The sequence below is a fragment of the Acinetobacter sp. LMB-5 genome, assembly GCF_001541635.1.
Classification (GTDB): Bacteria; Pseudomonadota; Gammaproteobacteria; order Pseudomonadales; family Moraxellaceae; genus Acinetobacter; species Acinetobacter pittii.
The window spans coordinates 1-649 of sequence record NZ_LRDR01000040.1; the positions used below are offsets into that span (position 1 = coordinate 1).

1 protein-coding gene is annotated in these 649 nt (G+C 33.3%); it reads right to left on the reverse strand.

All coding sequences use genetic code 11. The features are described 5' to 3' along the window. Positions 1-341 precede the first annotated feature (341 nt). Positions 342-649: DUF4225 domain-containing protein (locus tag AW165_RS18395; protein ID WP_155859657.1), on the reverse strand; the 308-nt coding region annotated here is incomplete at its 5' end.

The window sequence follows — 649 nt, forward strand, 5'->3', positions numbered from 1 at the left end:
CTTATCAATACTTCGATTTTTTACGCTTTAACAAAAATCTTAATTTTGATGGCGGCGGGGTCAATATAGTTAAAAGAAAAAACAACAAACTAAACAGTCTCATAATATTTGTTGGTTTTTCCATATTAAATGAAATGAAATAAAACCAATTATCTATTAAGACTTCATTAAAAAGAACACTATAATGCTGAGCGCCAAATGTGAGCGCCAGAACAAAGTAAATTATATATCTATAATTTGTTTGTTTGCGAAATCCTTGATAACAATACTCTGAAGCAATAAGCGTTAAATAGATTCCAATCAAACTAACGATTACATATATTAACAAGTCCATTTAATTATTATTCACGGTAAGCTTTCGCAGCATCATGTATTGTAACTCCATCCGTTATGGCTTCTGATAAAAGTGCCCCACTACTCATCGTTCGCCATCCTTTTTCTAAGTCCTTAGAAAAATAATAATACAACTTAAATTGTTTTGAATCTGGAGCGCCATTCCAATTGATGACAGTTTTTGCCGAGTTAGCCAAACCATATAAACTAGTTCCCACATCTACTGCTGCATATGCTGAATTTGCATCTCGGGAGTCAAACCCCTTTTCTTTAGCTATACGTTGATATGTTTTTCGAACATATCCATCAGCATCCC